The 25,304-nt window shown below is 59.7% G+C and carries 23 protein-coding genes and 1 pseudogene; 7 read left to right on the top strand and 17 right to left on the bottom strand.

Annotation, left to right across the window (positions count from 1 at the left end; translation table 11 throughout):
• Window positions 1–18: 18 nt before the first annotated feature.
• From IC232_RS21145 to IC232_RS21125, 5 genes are read right to left on the bottom strand one after another with little or no spacing between them, the layout of a single operon-like run.
• Window positions 19–1,638, bottom strand: a complete 1,620-nt coding sequence (locus tag IC232_RS21145) for a class I adenylate-forming enzyme family protein (protein ID WP_190846932.1) — start codon at window positions 1,636–1,638, stop codon at window positions 19–21.
• A complete protein-coding gene (locus IC232_RS21140) occupies window positions 1,631–2,386 on the bottom strand; it encodes an ABC transporter permease (protein ID WP_190846931.1) in 756 nt (251 codons plus the stop codon). Before IC232_RS21140 ends, IC232_RS21145 begins: the two co-directional genes overlap by 8 nt.
• Window positions 2,387–2,436: 50 nt before the next feature.
• Window positions 2,437–3,273, bottom strand: coding sequence for an ABC transporter permease (locus IC232_RS21135; protein WP_190846930.1), 837 nt, complete (start codon window positions 3,271–3,273; stop codon window positions 2,437–2,439).
• 28 nt (window positions 3,274–3,301) lie between these two features.
• Window positions 3,302–4,348 (bottom strand): ABC transporter substrate-binding protein, encoded by a 1,047-nt coding sequence (locus IC232_RS21130; protein WP_190846929.1) that lies wholly within the window; start codon window positions 4,346–4,348, stop codon window positions 3,302–3,304.
• Between the two features lie 39 nt (window positions 4,349–4,387).
• A complete protein-coding gene (locus IC232_RS21125) occupies window positions 4,388–5,482 on the bottom strand; it encodes an ABC transporter ATP-binding protein (RefSeq protein ID WP_190846928.1) in 1,095 nt (364 codons plus the stop codon).
• A gap of 50 nt (window positions 5,483–5,532) precedes the next feature.
• Here IC232_RS21125 and IC232_RS21120 point away from each other — a divergent pair, with 50 nt between their 5' ends.
• Both IC232_RS21120 and IC232_RS21115 read left to right on the top strand, forming a co-directional pair.
• Complete coding sequence (locus IC232_RS21120) at window positions 5,533–6,261, top strand: TetR/AcrR family transcriptional regulator (protein ID WP_190846927.1); 729 nt, start codon at window positions 5,533–5,535, stop codon at window positions 6,259–6,261.
• Between the two features lie 201 nt (window positions 6,262–6,462).
• Window positions 6,463–6,657, top strand: coding sequence for a hypothetical protein (locus IC232_RS21115; RefSeq protein ID WP_190846926.1), 195 nt, complete (start codon window positions 6,463–6,465; stop codon window positions 6,655–6,657).
• A 743-nt stretch (window positions 6,658–7,400) separates the two neighbouring features.
• Here the strand turns inward: IC232_RS21115 and IC232_RS21110 are convergent.
• Complete coding sequence (locus IC232_RS21110) at window positions 7,401–7,808, bottom strand: DUF1236 domain-containing protein (protein WP_190846925.1); 408 nt, start codon at window positions 7,806–7,808, stop codon at window positions 7,401–7,403.
• 114 nt (window positions 7,809–7,922) lie between these two features.
• Window positions 7,923–8,312 (bottom strand): response regulator, encoded by a 390-nt coding sequence (locus IC232_RS21105; protein ID WP_312895213.1) that lies wholly within the window; start codon window positions 8,310–8,312, stop codon window positions 7,923–7,925.
• 368 nt (window positions 8,313–8,680) lie between these two features.
• Here IC232_RS21105 and IC232_RS21100 point away from each other — a divergent pair, with 368 nt between their 5' ends.
• Both IC232_RS21100 and IC232_RS33335 read left to right on the top strand, forming a co-directional pair.
• Window positions 8,681–8,890: a hypothetical protein gene (locus IC232_RS21100; protein WP_190846923.1), complete on the top strand. Its 210-nt coding sequence runs from the start codon at window positions 8,681–8,683 to the stop codon at window positions 8,888–8,890.
• 32 nt (window positions 8,891–8,922) lie between these two features.
• The gene (locus IC232_RS33335) at window positions 8,923–9,297 is read left to right on the top strand and encodes a response regulator (RefSeq protein WP_190846922.1); all 375 of its coding nucleotides are present in this window, start codon (window positions 8,923–8,925) and stop codon (window positions 9,295–9,297) included.
• A 485-nt stretch (window positions 9,298–9,782) separates the two neighbouring features.
• Here the strand turns inward: IC232_RS33335 and IC232_RS21090 are convergent, their stop codons facing one another.
• From IC232_RS21090 to IC232_RS21065, 6 genes are all read right to left on the bottom strand, one after another.
• Window positions 9,783–10,748: an ABC transporter ATP-binding protein gene (locus tag IC232_RS21090; protein WP_190846921.1), complete on the bottom strand. Its 966-nt coding sequence runs from the start codon at window positions 10,746–10,748 to the stop codon at window positions 9,783–9,785.
• Window positions 10,748–12,610 (bottom strand): dipeptide/oligopeptide/nickel ABC transporter permease/ATP-binding protein, encoded by a 1,863-nt coding sequence (locus IC232_RS21085; protein ID WP_190846920.1) that lies wholly within the window; start codon window positions 12,608–12,610, stop codon window positions 10,748–10,750. Before IC232_RS21085 ends, IC232_RS21090 begins: the two co-directional genes overlap by 1 nt.
• On the bottom strand, window positions 12,607–13,563 hold the full coding sequence (locus IC232_RS21080; RefSeq protein ID WP_190846919.1) for an ABC transporter permease: 957 nt from the start codon (window positions 13,561–13,563) through the stop codon (window positions 12,607–12,609). Before IC232_RS21080 ends, IC232_RS21085 begins: the two co-directional genes overlap by 4 nt.
• Window positions 13,564–13,681: 118 nt before the next feature.
• A complete protein-coding gene (locus tag IC232_RS21075; RefSeq protein ID WP_210335450.1) occupies window positions 13,682–15,157 on the bottom strand; it encodes an ABC transporter substrate-binding protein in 1,476 nt (491 codons plus the stop codon).
• A 164-nt stretch (window positions 15,158–15,321) separates the two neighbouring features.
• The gene (locus IC232_RS21070) at window positions 15,322–16,074 is read right to left on the bottom strand and encodes an HpcH/HpaI aldolase family protein (RefSeq protein WP_190846917.1); all 753 of its coding nucleotides are present in this window, start codon (window positions 16,072–16,074) and stop codon (window positions 15,322–15,324) included.
• Window positions 16,071–16,895, bottom strand: a complete 825-nt coding sequence (locus tag IC232_RS21065; protein ID WP_190846916.1) for a carbon-nitrogen hydrolase family protein — start codon at window positions 16,893–16,895, stop codon at window positions 16,071–16,073. The genes IC232_RS21070 and IC232_RS21065 overlap by 4 nt, the downstream gene beginning before the upstream one ends.
• A gap of 100 nt (window positions 16,896–16,995) precedes the next feature.
• Between IC232_RS21065 and IC232_RS33105 the strand changes: the two genes are divergently transcribed.
• Window positions 16,996–17,694 (top strand): GntR family transcriptional regulator, encoded by a 699-nt coding sequence (locus tag IC232_RS33105; protein WP_210335449.1) that lies wholly within the window; start codon window positions 16,996–16,998, stop codon window positions 17,692–17,694.
• 162 nt (window positions 17,695–17,856) lie between these two features.
• Here the strand turns inward: IC232_RS33105 and dinB are convergent, their stop codons facing one another.
• Together dinB and IC232_RS21050 are read right to left on the bottom strand one after the other, a co-directional pair.
• Entirely contained in the window at window positions 17,857–18,999 is a 1,143-nt protein-coding gene (dinB, locus tag IC232_RS21055; RefSeq protein ID WP_190846915.1) for a DNA polymerase IV, read from the bottom strand.
• Window positions 19,000–19,286: 287 nt separating this feature from the next.
• Window positions 19,287–20,087, bottom strand: coding sequence for a PIN domain-containing protein (locus tag IC232_RS21050; protein WP_190846961.1), 801 nt, complete (start codon window positions 20,085–20,087; stop codon window positions 19,287–19,289).
• Window positions 20,088–20,150: 63 nt separating this feature from the next.
• Between IC232_RS21050 and IC232_RS21045 the strand changes: the two genes are divergently transcribed.
• Window positions 20,151–20,849: an IS6 family transposase gene (locus IC232_RS21045; protein ID WP_190846914.1), complete on the top strand. Its 699-nt coding sequence runs from the start codon at window positions 20,151–20,153 to the stop codon at window positions 20,847–20,849.
• A gap of 657 nt (window positions 20,850–21,506) precedes the next feature.
• On the opposite strand, the gene IC232_RS21040 is transcribed toward IC232_RS21045, so the two are convergent.
• Complete coding sequence (locus IC232_RS21040; RefSeq protein ID WP_190846913.1) at window positions 21,507–22,733, bottom strand: hypothetical protein; 1,227 nt, start codon at window positions 22,731–22,733, stop codon at window positions 21,507–21,509.
• 230 nt (window positions 22,734–22,963) lie between these two features.
• Here IC232_RS21040 and IC232_RS21035 point away from each other — a divergent pair.
• Window positions 22,964–23,164: pseudogene (locus tag IC232_RS21035) on the top strand (DDE-type integrase/transposase/recombinase); the annotation flags it as partial.
• 297 nt (window positions 23,165–23,461) lie between these two features.
• On the opposite strand, the gene IC232_RS21030 reads toward IC232_RS21035, so the two are convergent.
• Entirely contained in the window at window positions 23,462–24,298 is an 837-nt protein-coding gene (locus tag IC232_RS21030) for a BTAD domain-containing putative transcriptional regulator (protein ID WP_190846912.1), read from the bottom strand.
• Window positions 24,299–25,304: the final 1,006 nt, after the last annotated feature.

The raw sequence follows: 25,304 nt of genomic DNA, 5'->3' as shown, positions 1-25,304 counted from the left end.
CGGTGCGGGCTGTACCGTTCAGGCAGGTTGCAGATTGTGAGTGAGACGGTCATAGACACCGGCTCGCAAATCCTCGCGCTCTGCAATAATGACGTGCTTGGCGATTTTCTCAGACGGGGTCTTCGGCAGGTTCTTTCGGATTTCAAGGAAGCGCGGCACCTTAAATGGTGCTAGATGCTGAGTGCAGTGCTCGAAGAAGCCCTCCAGGTCGAATTGGTCCTTGGTGATGCCAGGCTTCAGCACCAGGCAGGCCAAAACTTCCTGGCCGCGGTCAGGGTCAGGCACGGGAATAGCTGCGGCCTCGAGAACCTCGTGCCAGCCCAGCATGACTGCCTCGACCTCGCGGGCCGCGATATTCTCTCCTGAGCGGCGGATCATGTCCTTGATCCGTCCGACGATGTAGTGGAAGCCGCGCTCATCGCGCCGGAACAGATCGCCGGTGCGGAACCAGCCACCCTCACGGAAACTCTCCGCATTGGCCTCGGGCTTGTTCCAGTAGCCCTGGAGAATGCCAGGGCCGCGGATCCACAATTCACCGATTTCGCCCGGCGGAACCTCCCTGCCCTCCTCGTCTCGGATCGTGGCTTCGCGGAACGGCGAGGGAATGCCGCAGGTGCCGGAGCCGACCATCGAGGTCGCGCCGTAAGGCGTGAACAGCGCCGAGCCGACCTCTGTCATGCCGAAGCTCTCGCGCGCCACCACGTCGAAGCGTTGTTCCAGCTCGGCATGCATGTCCTTCCGCAGGCCAAAGACCGCAACTATCTTGAGCGGAATGTCGCGATCATCGGGCCGGGGCGGCTGCTTCAGAACAATCTGCGGGAAGATGCAGTACTCGATGCCGTAGCGCCGGACCCAGTCGAGGAAATGCGTCCCCGAAGCCTTCGTCGCCACAAAGAGCGTGCCCTTCAGCCGCATCGCCATCAGCAACAGCCATTGCGGATCCATATAATAGAAGGGTTGAGCCGCAAGGACGTTCCTGACGATGCCGTTTGCACGCATCGCGGCGACTCGTGCCAGTGTCAGCCAGTAACGATGGCTGAGCATGCAGCCCTTAGGAAATCCGGTTGTGCCCGAGGTGTACTGGATGTTGACGAGGTCATCGAGCTCGGGCTCCCGTGCTGGGACGAAGTCCTCGGCCGGCGTCGCGGCCAGCGCCTCCCAGCTCCCGTCGGTGCCACCGACAACGATCGGCTTGGCGAAGGCGGCGAGATCCCGGACCTCCGGCGCCGCGCCGATCTCTGCCAGCCCGGAAGCTTCGATAACGATTGTCTCCGCGCCACTGTCGGTTAGCACATAGGCGACCTCGCGCGGGGTATAGCGCACGTTGATGGGAACCATAATCGCGCCCAGGCGCGCCAATGCCAGCCAGGTCAGCGGGAAGGCCGCGATGTTCGGCAGCATGACACCGACTCGATCGCCGAAGCCGATGCCACGCGCGGCCAGACCTGCCGCGATAGCGCGGGTCTTAGCAGCGAGTTCGCGGTAACTGAGGGTAACGCCAGCCTCGAAGAAGTTCGCTGCAGGAGCATCGCCGAGCTCGGCGGCACAGGCATCGACGAAAGCAGGGAGATTGCGTGGGAATGGCTCCGCCTCAATCATGGCTCGCAATTCCGCCGCGGCCCGCAGTTCTTCATCCATCGGTATTCTCCATTCTCAGCCGGCGCAGCCCGGCGCTTCGTGCGAATTCTGCGATTCCGAGCCCGATCATCGACATCGCCACCATCACGCAGGAGGCTGCAGCGACGGTGGGGTCAAGCCTCAGGTTCAGGTCATTCCAGATACGAAGGGGCAATGTCTCCATCGCTCCCGAGACAAAGAGCGTGATGACGAGATCGTCAAATGACGCGAAGAAGGCGAACATCGCCCCCGCGAGGATAGCGGGCCTAAGTGCAGGCAGCGTCACCAGCAAGAAGGTCCGCCATGGGTCAGCACCGAGGACGCGGGCGGCGCGCTCGATCGTCTCGTCGAGATTGCGCAGCGCCGCGCTCACCACCACGATCACGTACGGCACGGCGACCACGGTATGGGCGAAGACCAGCGTCGTCAGGCTTTCCAGCCATTGCAAACGCGCGAATAGCATGAACATGCCGAGCGCGATGACGATGCTCGGCACGATCAGTGGCGCGATCGACAGTCCGTAGAGCAGGCTGGCACCGGGCAGTCGGTGCCGCACGATCGCGAGTGCGCTCGCCGTTCCGATAACGAGGGACAGGATCGTCACAAGAACGCCGATCTTGACGCTGAGCCAGAGCGCGTTGCTCCACGACGCATCTAGGAAAAGCACGCGGTACCAGCGCAGCGACCAGACCGTTGGCGGGAAGCTCAGGATCTCCGACTCGTTGAATGAGAGCGGGATCAAGAACACCAGTGGGAAGAGCAGGAACAAGACGATGGCACAGAACCAGAGGCCAAGCCCGAAGCGGACGAGACGGGGGCTCATCGGGCGCCCCCATGAAGATTGCGGTCCGGCACGAGCCAGCGCAGCAGTACCACCGCAACGATCGTCGTCGCCAGCAGGACGAGAGCCATGGCCGAGGCGGATGTCCAGTCGTTCATCTGGTGGACCTGGAGGTCGATCAGATTAGCAATCGTACGATGGCGCGGCCCGCCCAGCAGCGCCGGCGTGATGTAGAAGCCGAGCGAGAGGATGAAGAGCAGCATCGCGGCGGCGACGATGCCGGGCTTCGTCATCGGCAGGTAGACATGCCAGAATGCACGCCAGGGCGAGGCGCCAAGGACCCGCGCAGCCCGCGTTAGCCCCGGATCGAGCTCAGTCATGACGCCGACCAGGGTCAAGATCGCCACGGGCAGTAGGATCTGGACCATGCCGAGATGCACGGCGAGCGGTGTGAACATGAAGCGCTGCGGCTCGTCGGCGAGGCCAAGCCAGATCAGCGAGGCGTTGAGCAGACCCTCGCGTCCGAGCACCAGCGCCCACGTGTAGGTACGCACGAGAACGCTAGTCCAGAACGGCAGCAGCACCAGCGCGAGATAGATGCCGCGCTGGGAGGCCGGTTGGCCTGCGATGAAGCACGCGGCGGGGTAGCCGAGGCCGAGGCAGATCAGCGTCACCGTCAGCGCGAGCTTCAGTGTGTTGACGAAGATCACCGCAAAGAGTGACGACGACATGAGCCAGGTGGCGCCCGCGAGCGCGCCACCCTGGCCCGAGAACGAAATCCGCATGATCTCGATGAACGGGACCACAAAGAAGATCGCGAAGAGCAGCAGGAGCGGCGCGACTAGAAGTGGCGCCACCATCGACTTTCTGGACAAGATCCTGTACCCCATCTCGTCGACTGCGTCAGGTCAACAGCCAGGCGGCCCAGCGCTCGGTCAGCTTTTGCCGATGCTCGCTCCAATAATCCGGGTCAAATCTGTACTGGACCGCAACATTGTCGGGGTGGATCGGCAGGGTCTTTGCGAGTTCGGGATTGACCTTCTCGATCAGGCCCGGCGCGAAACCGGGGTACGGCGAATCCTGCAGGAGCTGCGCGCCTTTGTCTGGATCGAGGCGCGACTTCATGTAGAGCATCGCCTCGCGCGGATGCTTGGCACCCTTCGGCACCGCCCAATAGGAGAGCTGCAGCGCGCCGCCGTTCCAGATGATGTCGACCGGCTTGCCTTCCTTCTTGAGCGGCGGAACGCGCCCGTTCCAGACCGTGCCCATCACCGCCTCGCCATCGACAAGGAGCTGGACCTGCTGCGCACCGGTCGTCCACCAGGCCGCGACATTGCCTTTGATCTGGTCGAGCTTCTTGAAGGCACGCTCAACATCGAGGGGATAGAGCTTGTCGGCCGGCACGCCGTCGGCCAGCAGCGCGAATTCGAGGTTCTGTACCGGCGAATCCTGAAGGGCGCGCGGCCCCGGGAAGCTCTTCACATCCCAGAAATCGGCCCAGGATTTCGGTGCCTTGCCGCCGAACTTGTCGGTGCGATAGGCGATCACGGTCGAGAAAGTCGAGGTGACCATCCCATATTTCTGGCGCGCGATCGGCGGCAGCTTGTTGTCGGGATCGACGATCGACCAGTCGATCTCAGTCAGCCAGCCGTTCTTGATGGCTTCGATCATGTCGGCCCCGCCCATCTCGGTCAGGTCCCATTCCATGTTGCCAGTCTCAACCATCGCCTTGAGCTTGGGGAGCGAGACGGGGGCCGTAGAGCGCACGCCAATGCCGGTCTCGGCGGTAAACGGCTTCTCGTAGATCCGCTCCAGCGACTTCGCGAGGCTGCCGCCGGAGCCGTTGACCGTGATTGTTACGGCCTGTGCATGGGCGCTTTTGCCCATCGCGGCCAGCGCCGCGCCACCAAGGGCCAAGCGGCCCATGTCACGTCTCGTCATGTTGGTCATCGTATTATCCCTCCCTTATTGTCATTGTGGAATTGATCGTCAGCCTTCGAGGAACGCCGCCCTTTCCAAGCTGAACTTGAGTGTCACGGGCGCACCGACGACTGGGCCGTCGCTGCCATGCCGCCGCTGCTCCTGCACGATGACGCGGCCTGCCTTTTCTGTCTCGACGACATAGCGATAGCTGCCGCCATGGAAGGCGATGTCGCCAATCTGCCCGGAAAGCGTCGGCGCGCCGCCGGTCTCCGCGGCAACCCGCGTGAAATGCTCCGGCCGCAACGCCATGCGCCCGCGCCAGCCCTCCGGCAGGCGGGCGGGCGCGGGCGCATCCACTCCGGCGAAAGAAAGCCGCCCCCGGGCCAGCGCTGCAGAGAGGAAATTCGTCTCACCGACGAATTGTGCGACGAAGGCGTTGTTCGGATTGTCATAGATCGTGGCCGGTGTACCGATTTGCTCGATCCGCCCCTCGTTCATCACCACAATCCGGTCGGACATTGTAAGTGCCTCGCCCTGGTCATGCGTGACATAGATCACGGTGCAACCGATGCGGCGCTGCACCTCCCGGATTTCGTCCTGCATCGCCTCGCGCAGCTTGAGGTCGAGCGCACCGAGCGGCTCGTCCATCAGCAGCACGCGCGGCTCGAACACGACGGCGCGAGCACATGCTACCCGCTGACGTTGCCCACCCGATAGCTCTTGAGGCTTGCGATCGCCGTAACCAGCGAGCCGGACCATCGCCAGCGCCTGCTCGGCCCGCGCATGCCGCTCGGCCTTCGGCACCCCACGCATGCGCAGCGGAAACGCGACATTGTCGCGGACATCCATGTGCGGAAACAGCGAGTAGCTCTGGAAGACCATGCCGACATTGCGCTTTTCGGTCGGCAGGCGGGTGATCGAGACGCCGTCGATCAGCACGTCGCCGGCGCTGGGCTCGATGAAACCGGCAAGGATGTTAAGCGCGGTCGTCTTGCCGGATCCGGAGGGGCCGAGGAAGGTGACGAATTCGCCAGCAGCGATGTCGAGCGAAAACTCATGCAGCGCTGGGACACCGCCATATCGCTTTCCGATTGCCTGAAAGGAGATCGGAGCTCCGATCGTTTCGGAGAAGGTCCTTGCAGGTGCAAAAGCAGGGTGCATAGCTTTCCTGAAACTGATATCAACGTCAGTATGAGATTCGGAGTTGTGGCATGTCAAGTAGCCATCAGGAGATGAGGATCGAGGATGGGGCGCAGTTGAACAATGGAGAGAACATCTCCCCAAATTCGGCACCTAGAGGATTCTACCTGCCGGACGCGATGCGGCGAGACCTTCAGGTTGCTACTGGGCTAGCTCGCTCAGAAACAACCAAGCGTCACCTGATGGTTGCTGGAGCGGAGGTCATTCAAGAGAATGGGTTTGGCGGGCTTAAGGTCGCAGAAGTCTGCCGACGCGCGGGCTTTGCGCATGGAACTTTCTACCTCCACTGGAAAGATCGCCGGGGCATTGCGTACGAGGTCCTGACTACATTTATGGCTGCGATTCGTGCACATCGGCCGCGGCGCGTGGAGGGTCAAAGTTTCTACGAGAGATTGCTTGTCGGCCATCTCTACTACATCGATCTCTACCGTCAGAACGTCGGCTTGATGAGGTGCCAAAGTCAACTTGCCGATGAACTCGATGAATTTGCCGCACTCTCGATTGAGGCCAACGTCGCCATGGCACGCCGGGTGGTACGAGCGGCGGAAAATGAGAATCCGAGGCTTGCAGCCGAACCTGTGCCGCGCCGGCTGGCCACAGCTCTAAGCTGCATCTCGATGGTCGATAAGCTCCTGCACGACGTGTTTGCCCGCGGGCTTGAGTTGGGTCTTGACGATGAAGAACTGGCTGCTTCGCTGTCGCTTAGTTGGCACAGAGCGCTACTTGGCTGTGATCCATGATTGCGTTGGGGAATTGAAGCCGATGGTGTCTAACTGCTTGATTAACCCGAAGAGCTTTATGAGCATCTCAGGTTTAGTCAGCGTTTTTCGACGTTTCCGGTTAGCGGATACTACGAGGAGCGCCCGCACAACCTCAGTCAGCTAATGTCAACTTGGCGCCAAAGACTCAAAGCTGCCTCGGCGTAGCGGTCATGTGAGTAAATGCCAGTTCACGAAGGCAACACCAATCGCATCGCACCAGGTGAGAAAGGCGCGACCGCGAGCAGTTCGGTATTCACTGGCCGCGAGACAATGTTGGCGGATTTGGGAGTGGTTGCGAATCCGATCATCAGCCATATCCGGGAAATCTCCGGCGTGATGTACTCGGAAACCAGCATCCCGCTGAACGAGCTTTAAGCGCTGAGTCCAACTGCGGGAGTCAGGGATAGGGTTATCACACCTCTCATATTCCATGGGCAATGCCTGGATATCCGCCCCGAGTTGAATGCGTGTTATGATCTTGAATGTCTTCTCAGCGTCCTTCAGCGGGTCCGCGCAAAGGTCCGCTCATCCCAGCAGTGCGGAAGTACGGCTGAGGTCAGCCCCGTGCCGATTTCGTTGAAGAACTCCCAGGCACTGCTTGGCCGGCCTATTACTGGCGTCGGTATGCCAAGCGAGGCTCAACATCCTGTATGTTGCCGACGCGAAAAACGGTATTTGCCGACTTTTTCAACACTATCTGCCAGTTCCAGACCTTTGAGCCCTATGACGTGCTAACACCTCCGCTCAGTGAAACCTGACCGGCAGCTGGATTGACAGGCGTCCGTAACCTCGGTCTAGGCCGTCGTAGCTGCGCTCGTAGCCGCCACGCCAGCGGCCGTTGCGGCTTTCGTCCTTCTAGGGATCTGCGCTAGGGATCTGCGGAGGCGCTGCCCACTCATCCGGCCAGGATCAAGCTCAGCGCGGCAGTCCATCCAAGGACCTTCATGATACAACTCCGTACACGCTCACTGAGGGACTCTGGCATATAGAGAAGATTGAACGATATGCCCGCCGTGAACCGAACCCGAACGGCAACGGCGGTTGGCTCCCTTCGTGACATCGAAAGAGAAAGGGCGGCCCGAAGGCCGCCCCAAGCTGATTGCCAGAGCCAATGATCGTTAGCGGACGACCTGCACGATCTTGCGGCTGCCTGGCTCGACCAGAACCGGGGTGTCGTTCACTACGGTGTACTTGTACCCCTTCACCTTGTACTCGGCCGGCACCTCGTGATAGGTCACGCCGGACTCCGGCAGGGTCGCGCCCACGCGCACTTCCTCGCGATAGGTATAGGACGGCACCTTCTGCGTGGTCACGTACTGACGGAACTGCGGCTGCTGCTGGTCAGCGAGGCCGCCCACGATGGCGCCCGTGACGCCACCCACGGCGGCACCCACCGGACCACCGACGACCGCACCGCCAACGGCACCCGTGGCCGCACCAGCCGCAGCACCGCCAGACTGGGCGAAGGCGGCTGCGGGGGCGAGAGAGGCGAGGACGGCACCGGCGAGAAGGATCTTCTTCGACATGAGTTGACTCCTGAACTACATTTGCGAGCTTCTTGCCCGTTGCGAACTAAACGCGCCTCCATCAATGTAGTTTCAAATACAAGTAATAATAATCTCAATATAAACCAGTATTCATCAAGATGAACGTGAGCTTAATAAATGAGGGCAGGTCCCGTGGCCAAGCGCCTGCCGGATCGCGCGCCCCAGCGCTTCCATGTTGAACGGCTTTTGCAAGGTCGGCCGAGTGGAATAGGCGTCCTTGATCCCACTGCTGCCGTAGCCGGTTGCGAAGATGAACGGGATGCCCCGCTCCGCGAGCACGTCAGCCGCCGGATAGGTCAGGACACCGCCCAGGTTGAGGTCCAGAATTGCAATATCGATAACCTCGCTTGCGGCTGCGGCAAGAGCCTCCTCAAGACGCGTCGCCACCTTGATCAGTTCATGGCCAAGGTCCTCCAGCATGTCCTCAACCAGCATGGCGATCATGGCCTCATCTTCAACGAGGAGAATGCGGTGGCCGGGCATATCATGAGTCATAGCAATCCTATTCGAGGCAAAGCTCCGCAATCGGTTGGGCGGGTGCCGGATAGCAGAAGATCTCGTCCGATAAGACGTTACGGCGGAATGTTTGGATCGGGTCAGACTTTGAAATTCCGGCCCCCCAATGATCGTCAACTCTGTCTGCCGAAGTCTACCAAGCTCATTAGCGCAACAAGCCAAGAGGCAAAGACCCGTAGAATCCCGTAGTTGTGCGTAAGCCGTTTATGAGATGCAACTCAAGGAACGGACGCTGGCTGGTGTCGCAGAGCACCTACTGGAAGTTGACGACAGGCACAGTTGCTGGCTGCCTTTCTCCCGTTATGGCCCGACTTCCTTAAGGTTGAGTACCGTTCATGAAAACGGCATCCGAGTATCGGAAGCATGCCCAAGAGTGCCGCACTCTCGCCCAGCAGATGTCGGCCGGACAGCCGCGCGAGCAGCTTTTAGCTATGGCCAAGGCCTGGGACAGTCTGGCCAATGACCGGGCGAAGTCGGTCTCGAGTTCTCCTGAACCCGAGGGCACAGCACAACCGACCAACGCGCAACAGCCTTCAAAGCGCTAAAGGCCACTGGTTTTCCCTTGCAAAATCCCGCCATGGTCTCTCATCCCACCGCTCTCATCATTGAGGCTGATCCTGTTGTTCAAGAAACGCTGATCCTGGTCTTGAAGGAGGCAGGCTATTCCGTGGCCGGGTTTGAGAGCGGGGAAGCGGCTCTGGCGGCCCTGCGAGCAGGCATTCCGGCAAACATACTCGTGACAGAGGTGCGACTGCCTGGCCTTGATGGCTGGCAGCTTGCTCGCGCCGTCCGCCGGCTGCGGCCTGATCTCCCCATTCTCTACATTCCTGCAGTTTCTGGAGGTCGCCCACAGGGCGTGACGCGAAGCTTCGTTCTGCCGAAACCGTTTCGCTCCCGTGCATTTGAGTTGGCCGTCCGGCTTTTAGCGAGCCCGCCTGTAACCTATCATTGACTATAAGTTCACGGTTCCCTCGCTCGCCAGAGACGACTGCAAACCATCGGCCGAATGTCTCCTCAGGGTCCAGCCTGTGTGAAAACGCTGACGAGCCACTCCTTGAAGCAACTTCGCGTCTCGTAAGCTTCCATAGACCGGGAAATCCCGGGACAGAGGACCGAACTTGTACGAATAGTTCGTCTCAATAAGCCTGGTTCGAGTTTTCACACAGGCTCGGTCATTCTCTACCGATCCCCTGCCCTTCACGAACGCCCGCTGTTCACTGCATGAGCGGACATTCAACCTAATTCCGGAATGTGCCGATTGTGTTGAAAAACTCCGAAAGTACCGTTTTTCGGATGCTCGACGTACAGGATGCTGAGCTTGGTCGGGCACACAGGCCCTACTAATAGATCGACACAGCAGTTCCCGGGAGTTTTTCAACAAAATCTGCCAAGAACGGACACGCACTGGTCGCTTCACCATAGAAGGCAGTGGGTGCCTCAGATCTCCCCTGCACGAATACAGGCCACATCAGTCTTGCACTTTCGATTATGTTCCAGCATTGGGACGATCTCTGCGCATCGGCTAATCGCAAAGGGGCAGCGCGTCCTGAAGACGCATCCTGAAGGAGGATTGAGGGGGCTCGGAAGATCGCCCGAGACCGAAGCCTTCGGACGGCTCCTACCGCTCTCAAGCGACGGCGTGGCTTCGATCAGAGCGCGCGTATAGGGATGCGCCGGATTGCGAAAGACATCGTCCGCGCGACCCTGCTCGACAATGCGGCCAAGATACATCACGACGATGCGGTCGGAGAGATGGCGCACCACATGGAGATCGTGGCTGATGAACAGGATCGCCAGACCGAGACGCTCGCGCAGATCCGCGAACAGATTGACGACCTGAGCCTGGATCGAGACGTCGAGCGCTGCAATCGGCTCGTCGGCGACAATGAAGTCTGGATTGGTCGACAGGGCCCGGGCGATGGCGATGCGTTGGCGCTGGCCTCCAGAGAATTCGTGGGGCAGGCGGTCCGCCTGCTCTGGGCGAAGCCCAACCTGATCGAGAAGGGCTGCTACCCGTTGCGACCGCTCAGTCTTGGAGACGGCATCGGAGATCCCATCTGCAATCTGATCCCCGATGCGGCGGCGTGGGTCCAGGCTTCCGAACGGATCCTGAAAGACCATCTGCATGCGCCGGCGTACGGACCGTAGACGGCCAGCCGGAAGGTCTGCGATATTCTCACCGTCGAAAACGATTCTGCCTTGGGTCGGATCGAGGAGACGCAGCAGGAGACGGCCGAGCGTGCTCTTGCCGCAGCCCGATTCACCGACGACACCGACCACTTCCCCTCGCGCAATTTCCAGCTCAACGCCACGGACGGCGAAAACGGATTTCCGGCGCCCCAAGATGCCCTGACTTACCGAGAACGCGCGCGACAGCCCCTCTGCCTTGATCAGCGTTTGCATTAGGCAACTTCCTTCCACTTGAGGCAGCGTGAGACGCGCTGGTCACCCACGGCCTGCAGAGACAGTATGCCGATCTTGCATTCTGGCGACGCGCGCTCGCACCGGGATGCGAAGCGGCATCCTGCTGGAAACTTATCGGGCGTAGGAACGGAACCCGGGATGGCGCTCAGTCGCTTAGCCCCGCCTTCCGGCACGCTCGCCAGGAGAGCGCGCGTGTAGGGATGCTTGGGTGCAGCAAAAACCTCGCCCACTGGGCCTTCTTCGACAATCTCGCCCGCGTACATGATGCAGACGCGGTCCGCGATCTCAGCAACCACGGCCAGATTGTGGGTGACGAAGATCATTCCCATCTGGCTGGACTCGCGCCTCAAACCGTCGAGCAGTTCCAGGATCTGCGCCTGGATGGTGACGTCCAGCGCGGTCGTCGGCTCGTCGGCGATGAGCAGTTTCGGCTTGTTGGAAATCGCGCTTGCTATCATGGCCCGCTGCTTCTGCCCGCCGGACAGCTCATGCGGATACGAGCGCGCGCGCCGCTCCGGATCGGGCAGGCCGACCTTCGCCAGCAATTCTACCGCCCGCTCGCCGGCCGCCGCGCTGCTCATGTCGCGGTGGACGAGCATGGCCTCCGCCACCTGATCCCCAACCCGGTGGACGGGGTTGAGGCTTCCGCTCGGATCCTGGAAGATCATGCTAATCTCATCGCCGCGCAGCTTGCGGCGCTCCGTATCCGGCAGGGACAGAAGATCGACCTTCGTTCCATCGCGACGCGTGAACTCCACGGAGCCACTCGTCACCTTCACGGCGGGAGGAAGCAACCCCAGGAGCGCGAGGCCGGTGAGCGTCTTGCCAGACCCGCTTTCTCCTACGAGAGCCACGGTCTCGCCGGGCCTGACAGAGAATGACACGTCCCGGACGACGGGCTGTTCCTTAAGCCCTGCAATCTGCAGGGTCAGGCCCTTGATCTGGATCACGCTCGCTTCGTCGTCTCCGACGAGACCGGGCAGAAGCCGAGCCGCCACGCGACGCCGTGTGCTCGCGCCCGACGGACTGCTCTTCGAGCGTGGGTCAAGCACGTCGCGGAGCTTGTCGCACAGGATGTTCAACATGATCACCGCTCCTGACAGAGCCAAGCACGGCCAGACGAGCAGCAGGGGCGCCTGCTCCATCGTGCTGCGAGCGCTACGGATCATCAGGCCCCACGACGGCTCGGGCGGAACGACGCCGAGGCCCAGGAACGACAATCCGCTCTCCAGCACCATGGCGGACGCCACGGTCAGCGAAAATTGCACGATCAGGGGAGACATGACGTTCGGCAGCACGGTGCGCAGCAGGATGCGAGCTGGATGCGTTCCAAGGGTTTCCTGCGCGGCGACATAGTCGAGAGCGCGCACCGAAAGCGTCTCGGCGTACACGACGCGCGCATAGCCGGGCGTGTAGAGGATGCCGAGCGAGATGATCAGCGTGCCGGCTCCGGGCCCGAGCAGCGTCACGACGAGGAGCGCCAGCAGTAGTGGAGGCAGGCAAAGGATGACCTCGGACGCGCGCACGGTCAGCAACTCGGCGACACCCCGGAAGTAGCCGCCGATGAGCCCCAGGAACGTCCCGGCGATACCGGCCACCAAGGCAGCCGCGAAGGCGACGCTTAGAGAGGTGCGGGCTCCCCAGAGGATGCGGCTCAGGACGTCACGTCCGTATTCGTCGCGCCCCAGCGGATTCTCTAGGGACGGCGGCGCCAACCGACTTCCCATGAGCATCTGAACCGGGTTCTCAAGCGGCAGAAAGGGCACGAGAAGCGTGATGAGGAAAATTCCTCCGACAAGGGCCAGGGGCAGGCGAATGTCTTTTGGAATGGAGATTCTCATCGTGCATACCTGACGCGCGGGTCGAGCGCTGCGTAGAGCAGGTCAACCGCGAGGTTGAGAAGAACGAACAGGATCGAGATGACGAGGACGATGCCGACCACTTCGGGATAGTCTCGGGCTTCGACGGATCGCACGAGGTATCCCGACAAGCCCGGCCAGTTGAAGACATACTCGACCAGGACGGTGCCACCGAGCAGTGTTCCGATCTGCAGGGCAAAGACGGTGACGATCGGGATCAGGGCGTTACGAAGCACGTGGTGAACCACGATCCGCTTCTCCTTGACTCCCTTCGCATGAGCCGCCCGCACGAAATCACGCCCCAAAATTTCCAGCATTGCATTGCGGGTCGTGCGGAAGACAACTGCAGCCAGTCCGACGGCGATGGTGCCCGCCGGCATCGCGAGAAGAACCAGGTGCCCCATCAGGTCTTTGGATGGAGGCGTGTATCCCCCCGCAGGCACGATCCGTAGCTGCTGAGAGAAGATCAGCACCGACAGCGTTCCCACAACGAAGACCGGAATGGACAGAAAGACGCTGGCCGTGACCGAAAGGACGCGGTCGAGCAGCGTGTTAACCCGCCTTGCGGCCAGGATACCCGTTGGCAGGCCGATCAGAAGGGACAGAAGGGCCGCGGCGCCGATCAGCTCAAGCGTGCGCGGGAGGCGAAGCCAGATCTCCTCCGCGACCGCGTGCCCGTCTTGCAGGGACGAGCCCAAGTCGCCCTGGAGGACGCCGCTCAGATAATTCCAATACTGGGTCAGCAACGGAAGGTTCAAGCCGAGCTGCTCACGCAGTTCCTCGACTTGGGCCGGATCGGGGGCCACCCCGCCCTGCGACAGGAGGAGTTCTGCCGGATCTCCCGGAACAGCGTGCAGGATCATGAAGATGAGCGTGGCCACGAGCCACACCAGCATCATTGCAAGGCCTATCCGCTTCAGCACATAGATTGCCATCGTATGTTACCTGTTCACAAAGTCAGCGGTCCTTGACCAGGCTGCTTCCCCTCCGGAGAGGGGAAGCTTGGTCAACTCTCATCAGTCGCTGGACCTGTCACGGCTTCAGAGGAACAGGTCAGGCGAGGGAGACGCCTTCAAGCGTAACACCCGAGAAGAACGTCAGCTGTCCGGGCAGATTCTTGAAACCGTTGACCCGTGATTGCATCGCGTATCCCTGCTTACGCCAGCAGAGTCCGACCATCGGCACTTCTTCCAGCGCCACCTTCTCCATCTCATGATAAATGGCCTTGCGCTTTTCGAGGTCGAACTCGGCGCGACCGGCCTTCAGAAGAGTCTGGATCTTGGGCACGGGCAGGTTCGTGGAGCGGCTAATCGAAGGCGGCAGGCTGCCGTCCAGGAACGACGTGAGGGCATCCGGATCGTTGCTGTCGGCTGCGGTGCCGTGCACGGCGATATCGAACTGACCCCGGTTCGCCAGCTGTACGCGGGTCGACCAGTCCGGGAGATTCAGCTCGGCCTGGATTCCGACCTCGGCCAAGTGCTGCTGAACGACCTCAGCCGTGCTCTTGAGCATGCCGTACTGAGCCGTCGAAAGGATGTTGCACGAGAACCCGCTGCCGACGCCGGCTTCCGCCAGAAGCTTTTTGGCAAGCGTGGGGTCGTACTTCCAGCCGTCGGCGAGATCGGCATTGAAGAACGGGCTGTCATTGGAGATCGGCAGATGCGCCAGCGGGGTTCCGCGGCCGAAGAACGCCGCCTTGACGATGTCCTCGCGACGGATCGAATGGGCGATGGCTTTCCGGACCCGCGGATCGCCGAAAGGCTTCTTAGCGCCGTTGAACAGAAGGCACATGAAGGGCCCGTCGACCGCATCGAGCTTGAGCGCATTGTTGGCGGCGACTGCATCCATGGACTGCCACGGCACGTACTCGATCAGATCCACATTGCCGGCCTGGAGAGCCGCGACGCGCAGGTTCTCGTCGGCGTAGACGACGATCTGGATTCCCTTCAGCTTGGGAAAGCCCGCTTTGTAATAATGGGGCGAAGCCTCGAGGGTGATCGATGCACCGCGCTCCTGGCCAGTAATGACGAAAGGACCGGCTCCGATCGGATTGGAGAGATCCGATCCTTTTGGGATGATCGGAAGATTGTAGCTTGCGAACCAGAGCGGCAGCGTGGAGATCGGCTCCTTCGTGATGATACGGACGGTCTCGTCGTTTGGCGTATCAACCTGCGCGATTCCCTGAAACTCGCTGCGGAAAAAGGCGGTCGATTTCTCTGCGGCGATTTGCTCGATGCACCACTTTACGTCGGCGCTCGTCACCTTATTGCCGTTGCTGAACTTGGCGTTGGGACGAAGCTTGAACACCCAGGTGGTCGGATTTTCATTCGCCCAGCTCTCGGCCAGCTCCGGCGTATATTCGCCCTTCGGCCCATATGAGAGAAGGCCTCGGTGGATCAGGAGCTTTACCGTTCCCGCCGCCGTTCCGGACTGGGACCAGGGCTGCAGGTTCGGAGGATAGCTTGAAAGGCCGAAAGTCAGAATCCCGTTCTCCGCAGCGCGCGCGCCGGGAATCCTCAAGAAGGGCAACGAAGCTGTAGCGCCTATAGAAGCTGCAGCGCCTATAAAGGTACGACGTGATAGGTTGATGCTCATGGTCCGTTCCCTCACACTGATGCGGCGCTTCGGTCCGCTTGTCGCAGTCTGCAATTGTTCGGAGAACATGGCGCTGCCGGGCCGCGCCATGCGTGTCTTTAGGCGGCTTTGGAAACCAGTCCCTGCGTCGTCGCCCAGGCATCCTTGATCCCCAGCGCGAGCGCGCCGTGCTCCATGGTCAGGGCCATCTGGTGAACGCCATTCGCCATGGCGAAGCGCTTCTCGTCGACGCTCCAAGCCGGCAGGATCCACTTCTTGCCGGTGGCCCGGGCGGCATCCGCCACACGCTTGAGGTCGGCGAAATCGGCCTCACTGCGCTTGTAGGAGCCCCGGTCGCGGCGAAGCGAGAGGTCCGACGGCCCAATGAAAACACCATCGACCGTATCCAGCGCGAGGATCTTCTCCACGTCGGCAAGGGAGGCGGCGTTCTCGATCATCGGATAGCAGCGGGTGTTCTTGTCCTGCGCAGCGATCCATGCATCGTCGGGAGCACTGTAGTTGACGGTGCGGCCACCTGCGAAGGAACGGTCGCCTAGAGGCGGGAACTTCGCGAAGGCGCAGACCCGCTTGGCGTGCTCAATGTCTCCCACGTGCGGGATGACCACGGCGTCGGCACCGAAATCAAGAGCCTGCTGGATTGGAGCTCGTTCCGCCGCGAGAACCTTCGCGAGAACCTCAAGGCCCAGGCCCTTAAGCACCGGGATGAAGCGCTCCAGGGTGTCGAGATCGAACGACCCGTGCTCGATATCGAGCACGACCATGCCATAGCCGACCGAGGCTGCGATTTCCGCGGCAGCGATGTTCGGACTCGACAGCCAGAGCCCAAAGCGATTGTCATTGCGCTGCATCATGCGGCTTCTCCCAGAGCGTAGACGTCGGGACGACGGTTTAGGAGGGACGGTAGCTCGTCGCGGATCTTATTGAGCTGGCTGAAGTCCAGATCGGCCACGATGACACCAGTGGTGTCGGGAGCTGTTGCGAGCACCGTGCCCCACGGATCGATGATCATGCTACGGCCGGCGCAGGCCTTGCCTGGCATGTAGGTGCCTACCTGACCGGCAGCCACGACGAAGCACTGATTCTCTACGGCGCGCGCCCGGAGCAGCAGCTCCCAGTGATCACGGCCGGTGTAGAGCATGAACGCCGCGGGCACGAACAGGATCTTAGCGCCATTCAGAGCCTGTAACCGGTAGATTTCCGGGAATCGGACATCGTAGCAGATCGACAGTCCTGCGATGGTGCCCTCGATGTCAGCGGTGACCACCTCCGTGCCAGCGACAACCGTATCGGATTCCTTGTAGACGACCCGACCTGGAAGGTCGACGTCATAAAGGTGAAGCTTCTGGTATGTCGTCGCGATGTTGCCGTCGCGGTCGAACAGGACGCTAGTGTTCGCACATTGATTGGCTCCCTCAATGCCGGCATGCATGGAGCCGAGCAGCACCCACATCTTGTGTTCGCGTGCTTTGGCCGCAATGCGGTCGCTTAACGGACCGGGGATCTGCTCCATGGCGGCTAGAGCGCCGGCATTGTCTCCCATGAAGTCGGTGTACTCGGGAAGCACGGCAACGTCGGCGCCGAAGCCGGCCGCCTTATCGAGAAGCTCGAGGGCAATCCGGATGTTTTCTTCCTTGTTGTCTTTGGAGTTTAGCTGACAGGCGGCGACACGCATTTTCTTGCCTCAGATGGTTCCTAATGCGTCGTGTATACGTGAGGAATTCACTGGTGTCTACTCCTTGGATATTGTATGAAAGTCTCATTCGGAGGTTGCAGTGGATCAGGACAAGTTCAGCATTCGTGCTCACGAGACAAGCGGGCCGGCCCGGGAGCGGGTATACTCCTACGTGTGCGAACAGATTTTGCGCGGCTACTTTACGGGTGGCTCATTCATTGAGGAGGAGCAGATCTCATCTGCGATGGATGTCTCACGCACACCGGTGAGGGAGGCATTTCATCGCCTAGAGGCGGAGAAATTCATCGATCTTCTCCCCCGCCGCGGCGCTCTCGTCCGGCAGGTCACAGCCCAGGAATTGGCCGACCTCTACGAAACCCGCAGGGTTGTCGAGGGCTATGCGATTGCTCGCATTTGCCAAGAGCGGCTGCCCCTTCCTAATCAGATGGCAGCTTTGCTGGAAAGGATGCGGGCGATACAGGATGCTCCGGATCACTTCGAGCATGTAATGCTCGACCAATCCTTTCACCGGACCATGGTTGCGGCATCAGGCAATGCGATCCTCGCGGAAGTCTACGACACGCTTCGCTCGAGGCAGCTGCGGGTTGCAATGACCGCCCTCTCCATTAATCCGCAACGGATTCACCGCATCTTGACTGAGCATTCTCAGTTGCTTGATGCTCTTATTGCGCATGACGAGCATGTTGCTCGCGAAGTAATCGGTCTGCATCTGCGACCGGTCTTTGACGTGGTATCACGCCTGCCGGGATTTGGTGTCGTATCGGCTAATGGAATGTAGGCCATAGCCAACTTTGGAATGGCAGCCTGCAGATTAGGGTCAGGTATCGACGAATAGAGAACGTCTGAACGTCCGCTCTTCACCGCTTCCGGAACGCTCGAACACCTGGGAGGAACGTTGCCTCACACCTCGCCAAGTGTCTTCGTCGCCGCAGAGATGCAGTCATAATCGGAGAGCGAGTTGCAGACTTTCGGGCTCCTGGTCCGTGTTCAGAGCTGATAGTGACACCCCTAGCAGCCGTACGCTCTTTTCAAGCGGAAACACAGCCTGCAGCAGGTCGTAGGTGGTGTGCTCAACCTCGCCCTGGCTTTCAACATAAGTAGTCAGTGTGCGACTGCGGGTGATTTGCTGAAAATCAGAGAATTTCACTTTGAGGGTCACCGTCCGGCCCAGTGCGCCTGTCTGCTCACAGTGTCTCCAGACCTTCTCGATTATAGGCTCAAGTGCTGCTCTCATTTCCTCTAAACTTACAAGGTCTTGTGAGAACGTATTCTCGGCGCCGACTGATTTTCGGATACGATCCGGCCTAACGGGTCGATTGTCGACGGCTCTGACGATCCAGTAATAATGAGTTCCTGCCTTACCAAAGCGCTCTTGTAGGAACTCGAGGGTCTGCGCTTTGAGGTCAGCACCAGTGAAGATGCCGAGCTCGTTCATTTTTCTGGCCGTAGCCGGACCAATCCCATGGAACTTGCCGATGGGAAGGCTCTCCAAGAAGGCAGGTGCCATTTCTGGGGTGATCACAAACTGACCATTCGGTTTGTTCTGATCCGACGCCATTTTGGCCAAGAACTTCTGGAAGCTGATTCCTGCCGATGCAGTGAGCTGGGTCTCCTTCCAGATCCTGGTCCTGACTTCCCGCGCCACCTGAGTGGCGTACTGGATGCCCTTCAGGTTCTCGGTCACATCGAGATAGGCCTCGTCCAACGACAGAGGCTCAACCAGAGGGGTGTACTCGTGAAAAATCTCGCGGATCTGTCGCGACACCTCGCAATAGACGTCAAACCGCGGTTTGACGAAAATCAGCTCGGGACATTTCCGGCGTGCTGTGACGGAGGGCATGGCCGAATGCACCCCGAAGCGCCGGGCCTCATAACTGGCTGCTGCAACCACTCCCCTCTCGCGGGATCCTCCCACGGCAACCGGTCGACCGCGCAGTTCGGGATTATCCCGCTGCTCTACACTGGCATAGAAGGCGTCAAGGTCTACATGAACAATCCGGCGGTGCTCCTCGCTGTGCCGGACTGCTGTTTCTGCCGAGACCGACCGATCCCCTTCCGCAATGTTGAAGGATTCGCCCAACATCGGCCGCTATGGTCCCTCACTGCCACGCTTCGCTGGTATGCTATTGCAGCCGAGATTAGCACAAACAGAGAACATTTGATCCCACCGGGTAGCGCAATCCACAGCAACCCTACTAACACGTCGTTCCCTACACCTCTGTCGGACAACAGGTGACGATTTCCTTTTTATTGCTGTCCCAGTTCGTCGAGAGCACGAAGGCTGCCGCCGAGTCGGCGGGAGGTGGTGTTCGTAAGACAGTCGCCTGTACGGCATCGTTCCTGCAATAGATCAGGAGGTTGGAATGAGCACTACTCATTATCCAACCTGTAGATATCCAGGTCTCCAAGCTCAATTGAGTTTGGGAGGTTAACCAGCTCGGCCCGATCAACATCGATTTCCTCAAGCGTTTCAGTGACCGGGCCGATCAACGTCAGAAGCACGGATGCCTGAAACCTTACCGGAACCTCAACTGATCCACCACCGAGCGAAACGTAATCTCCATCAAAAGGGTCGCGGATAGAGAGCGCGTAAGATACCTCAGCCTTAATTTCGAGCTCCACTCCTACTTTTGCGACGACCTCCTCTCTCCCGAGGTTGACCAAGTCGAAGTCATCAGGGTTCAACGTAACGTCAGCAAGCACCAGATCGACTTGGGAGATTTCCCAGTCAAAAGGGACCGACGCATCCGGATAAGGGACCCATGCATCGATATCCCCTTCGATTGCGTGACTTATCTGCTCTTTTAAATCCGGCCGCTCACCGCGTGCCAAACACGAGAGCAATTGTTCAACAAACTTCCGCGCTTGCTCGGTATGCTCTTGAAACGCGGCCAACGCTTTAGAAAGGTCGTCCGTTACATCGATATGCTCTGAGCTGTCAGCGAACCGCTTCCAGCCACTGTCCTTCGAAATCGCAAGGACTTTCATCCCTCGAGCCTTAGCGAAATCAGCGAGCGAGATCAGCGCAATTGCATCCGGAAACTCAGCTTTCTTGGCCTCAGATTTTTCGAAGGGCGGTGTCGGCTCGAAGTACATTCTGACCAAGTCAGCGACCGCAACATTTTTGGGGTCGATAACCTCATATCCAGTAACGTCTTGGTACTGTTTCAGGCGGGCACCGTTGCATTAACCTTGGCCGTGTAGCGAGGGATGGCTAATTGAGGAGCCATTCTGTTGTCGATCTTCAAGCGCCGTCGCTTTCCGGCCGCGATCATCCTGCTGTGCGTGCGCTGGTACTGCAAGTACGGGATCAGCTATCGCGATCTGGCCGAAATGATGTGCGAGCGCGGTGTCAGCATCAGTCCAAGCACGATCTTTCGTTGGGTCCAACGCTATGCCCCAGAGTTTGAGAAGCGGGTGCGACCATACCAGGGGCATCGTTCAGGCTCATGGCGAGTGGATGAGACCTATGTACGAGTGGGCGGACGCTGGCGGTACTTGTTTCGAGCAGTCGATAAACACGGTCGGCTGATTGCCTCCATGCTGTCTGGCCGGCGTGATACCAACGCCGCTTATCGCTTCCTGCGCAATGCCTTGAGGGCGATGAGCGACTATCCCCCCTCATCCATCACGACCGACAAACTGGCGTCTTATCCGAAAGCGATCGGGCGCTTGCAGAACGAGGGGCTGCTGTCGAAAGATGTCAAGCATCGGACGTCTAAGTATTTGAACAACATCATCGAGGCGGATCACGGTGCGCTCAAGCGGATGATCCGGCCGACCCGCGGGTTCCAACGAATGAAGACTGCTTCCGTGACCCTGAGGGGTTTCGAGGTGATGCGAATGGTCCGCCGAGGTCACTGCATGGCAAGGCATGCGGGAGTGCCAGGCGAGATCCGTCTGGTGAACCAGTTGTTCGGTTTCACCCCATAAGGAAAGCGCGCCGATAGGCTCATTTTGCCCTATCGCAGTTAATGCAACAGAGCCATGGACGATGCGGCGTTCGGCACGCACAGCGCCCTCGCCCGGGTTTTGGGCTTCCGGCGGTGCATCTGGAGTAGGTTCAAAATTGGTGCCCAACATCGCTTTCACGGCTGAACGCAAGCAAGCAGCATCGCCCCATTGATAGCAGTTTATGTTCTTCTTTTGTACCGCCGGCCCACCTTTTCCCAGGGTTTCTGTGCCGCAGCCGTTCTTGAGATCCTTTCAATCAAGCCCCCGAAAAGAGGAAATCAGCGATGTCTACCGACAAGCACCGTGGCCTCGCCGTCGCACATCGGGGCGATCCCCGATCTCCTACTTGCTGCAAGCCTCCAGAGCGATCACCTGCCGCATCAAGGCGCCGAACACGCCCTATAAACGCAAGGAGCTTCTCAAAGCCCGATCCTACCGCTGATACGACGGATCCGATGGGTCGCGGAAAGCGTGGTGGATCGACGTTCCCGCGGAGAAGCTCCGGGAGGAAATCGCCTTCCTGCAGTCGGAAATCTATCTGGGCCTGGTCGATCCGCCAGTGCGCCGGATCACAGCCCTGGACCGTTTCTCCGCACGGGCCGATTGAGGCTTACCGACCAATAGTCCGCGGGCGGATCACCGAATAGCAGTCGACTGCCTCAACATGAGGTTCGAAACAACCTCCCCCGAAAGGGTCTCAACATACTGAACTGCATGGCCCCGAATGGTGCCGCCTCCCTCCAGATCGGCCAGTCCATAGAGATGCAGGGCGAGATGGTCGTTAACCTGCAGGGTGTCGATCTGGCGGATTACGACCTCTGGCGAGCTCATCTCGCCACGTCTTTGAGCAACCGAAGCATCCACTTGAACCCGAGACAGTCGACCTGGCTTGATCCGAAGTCTGTTCAGTGTGCCGACGCCACTTTCTTCCTGCGCCGGGGGCGCAACTTGGTCCAAACGGGGTGGGAGTGGACGGTTCGGGGCGACAACCGGAGAAGGTGCGCGTCGTACATTGCCCGCATAATCGATAATTGGGGCCAATGTGACTGGGATACTGGTGAAGGCCTGACGCACCGAGTGGGTGTTGTCTGTTACATCGACGACGAACATGCCGTCTGCTTGCCGTCTGATCTCCAAGTCCACATCCGTTATGCCATCTGGCAGGAAGGATTGCCACCGCCCGGACCAAGGTGCCTCCCCGCCCCCGCGAATAGGCTTCAGTTCAAGGTAGCGTGGCCTTGGATCGTCAACGGTAAGGCCAACACCATGGCTGGCTACCTGATCACGCTTGTCATCAACACCAACCAGCATCTGAAAGCGGTTCGCAAAGACGGGGTGGTGAGCAGGGGATGCCAGCCAGGACGTCAAAATCGCCATAGGCCCCACGGGCAGCACCTCAGCCAACTCCTTCCAGAAGTTGCTGTCTCCTCGTCCTACTAGCCCAGTGTTTACGAAGTAGAATGGCGACGGATCATCGGAGCCGAGAACGTCGCCGCACGCCCTGAGAGATACATTGCACCAGGGCGCGCCCGTAAAAGGACTGCCGAAATCAATCCTGATGCAACCGCTGGTCCCACGGCGATTAGAGATGAAACCACGCTCATCCTTCACTTCAAGGAACACATTTTCGATCCTGTCCTGAATGGTATACTCAACGAACCCCTGAGTGCCGCGAAACGGATTCGCCCAAGGCGCAGCCGACTTCCAAGCAAAGACATTCGGCTGATGGGCGGTCTTCGGTTTGACATCAATCGTCTCAGGCGGCTCCACCTCCCAATGCCCAGTCTCAAGCTCAAAGCTTCGACGTCGGAGTTGGAACGGTGTGTGGTTGAGGAAGTAAACGGCACAGGATCGATCGGCCATATTCGTATCCTCCAGACTGAGCAAAAGAATCTACTCAATTGTTCAGTAATCGCAAAGCAGACACTGCTCGAATATTTACAGATGGGTGCTCAACCACACCAGAATGACTACCTCTAGTGCACGCAAGGCCAAGCTTGCCTCACCTGTCAGATGAGCTTCCCCGCTTCGAGAATGATGAGTGGTTCTCGGCAAGAGCCGATTGAGGCCAGGATCTGAGAACTGGCGGAAACTACTTAAACAACCGGATTGAGCAGAATCATCGGGCCATCAAACGGCGGATTCGGCCAATGCTCGGCTTCAAGTCGGTGGGTAGCGCCCGCGCGATCTTAGGTGGCGTCGAAATGGTGCACATGATGAGGAAAGGACGGGCGAAGTACGCCGGCAATCGGCGACCGCCACTTGCTGAGCAGTTTAATTTGCTCGCCGCATAAGCGGCTCACAATGCACCTGCTATTTTCTCGCCCCTGCCCTGGATTTGCGACGGATCCGCCCCGAGAAGTACTACTCCGGACAATTCAGCGGTGTTTCGCTTCGCCATTGGACGCGAGATGCGCCGAACAAATGCCGGCGGGATCAACCTTCTCTCGAAAGTTGCTGTGTTTGGTTTATAATAACGGTGTGCGCTTCATTGAGATGGCCGGGACGGTCGCCGGAGTGGCCCTCCTGCAACTCGCCTTCGTGGGTTCGAGAACACCGACAGGTGCCGTCTCGGCGATATGGCGCCCTTGTCAGTATGACATGACACCACCTCGGCTCAGTCGGGCAGGTTCGACGAACTGGGTCTCGATCAACTCGCCCAACTTGGCATAAATCTCGGAGCTGCGGATCAGCTCCGCAAGCTGCATCGTCTCCGGCATGGGATCGATGCTCAGCTCTTGAGAGAGAAGCCTTTTGCACCGCCCATAGTGGTGTATCGCTTCGGCGCGCTGTCCATTCATCACGAGCAACAGCATCATGCTCCGGTGCACACTCTCCCTGAGGGAATCCTGGCCGAGGATCGTACGGCCGTAGTCGAGGGCATCCTCGTAGCGTTTGTCGCGCGCTGCACCATTCATCAATTCCAGGAGCGCGCGCATATAGAGGCACTGCAGCCGCTCGCGCTCCAGCACGATCCAATCATCGTCGTCACCATCGAGAAACGGTCCGCCGTAACCATCGACAGCAGATTGCAGCGCCAGGTGCGTTCCGATAGCATCGCCGGCGGTCGCCAGCTCCTTTGATTCTTTCAACCGCTCCAAGAAGGTGTGAAGATCCACGGAGATCGCCTCGCAAGGCTCCAAGATCACCTCGTCGGACGTTGTTACAAGCTGCCGGGTGGCACTCTCCTTGGCGCCCGATCCGAGCAGCTTGCGCAACCGCCAGATGGCTGTGTTGAGCGCCGCACGAGCATTGTCCGGCTCGAGATCCTCCCAGAAGAGGTCGGCAAGCTTCTCTCGCCTGTGCGTTCGGCCGGGGAAGGCCAGAAGATAGCAGGCCAAGCGCCGCCCGCTCTGCCCGAGCTCGTTCTTGATGCGAATGCCGTCGAGAACAAAGGATACGCCACCCAGCATGGTTACGTTGAGCATGGCCTCAGCCCGCCTTTGTCACCCCCGATAATCCGCTATTTCGAGGTGAGGCGCAAGCCTGTCCGATCCCATGGATACGGAAGTCCGGCCTTGATTCTTGGTGCTCGGCCCTTTGTCCCTGCTGCGACCTCAGTCCTCTTAGCACGCAATTCTTGCCGCGGACCTGTCACGCGCCGATCACCATTCCATCACGACTGCCGATTGCCGCCTGCATGAGGGCCGAGACTCAGAAGCCCGCCACAAGGGATGGGCATAGCCCGGTCGGAGGTCTGGCCCCCTGGGAGAGGCATGACAGCCGGACCCGCATTCGGTCATTCGTCATCGTCCCTTGGCAGCGGCTTGGCGCTGAGGCGATCTCGAATGATGTCGAAAGCCGCCTCGATGCCATCAAAGGGACTTTGCTTCAGGACAACTTGGGCATGCGGGTCAATGTGCCATACCCAACCACGCCAATGGGGAGGGGACGTCTGCTCTAGCCAAGCAACGATCCTGAACAGATGGCGGTCGTCAATCCGCGCTTGCTTGTTTTTGCTGTGTTCCCCATTCATCGGGCCATGGTGCCCGATGGCTCTTGAGGAACTGTCTCCTTTCCCTCGCTAAGCGATGGCGACAGGCTGGGCGTTTCAACTCGCGCGAGTCACGAGGATCTATCGCTCCGGCTAATGGCGGGTATCACAGCCGTCACCACCGCAGAACAGCTCGCCATCTTCGCCGATGGGCGCGCTTCGGATCTGATGCTCTACTGCCATGCCTTCCACTCTGGTCTGAATGACCTAGACCCATGCTGGTCATCGCAGCTGGAATGGTGATCCTTCATCAAATGCCAGCGTATGGTCACCCCGGTGCGCTAATCATCTCGCGTGCTGTGCCACTTGTCCCATCAGGTGTGGGCCCGATCTTTGACGGCGCCGATACTTCCCAGTGAATGCGACGGCCTGCAGGTCCGTTACGTTGCGCGATCACGAGAGGTGCAACCAATCGCAGTCTTCGGATCGGACGCGACGGT

Source organism: Microvirga sp. (assembly GCF_014699075.1).
Taxonomy (GTDB): domain Bacteria; phylum Pseudomonadota; class Alphaproteobacteria; order Rhizobiales; family Beijerinckiaceae; genus Microvirga.
Note: the sequence above shows the minus strand (reverse complement) of the source record. Positions and strands in the feature narration are given on the sequence as shown.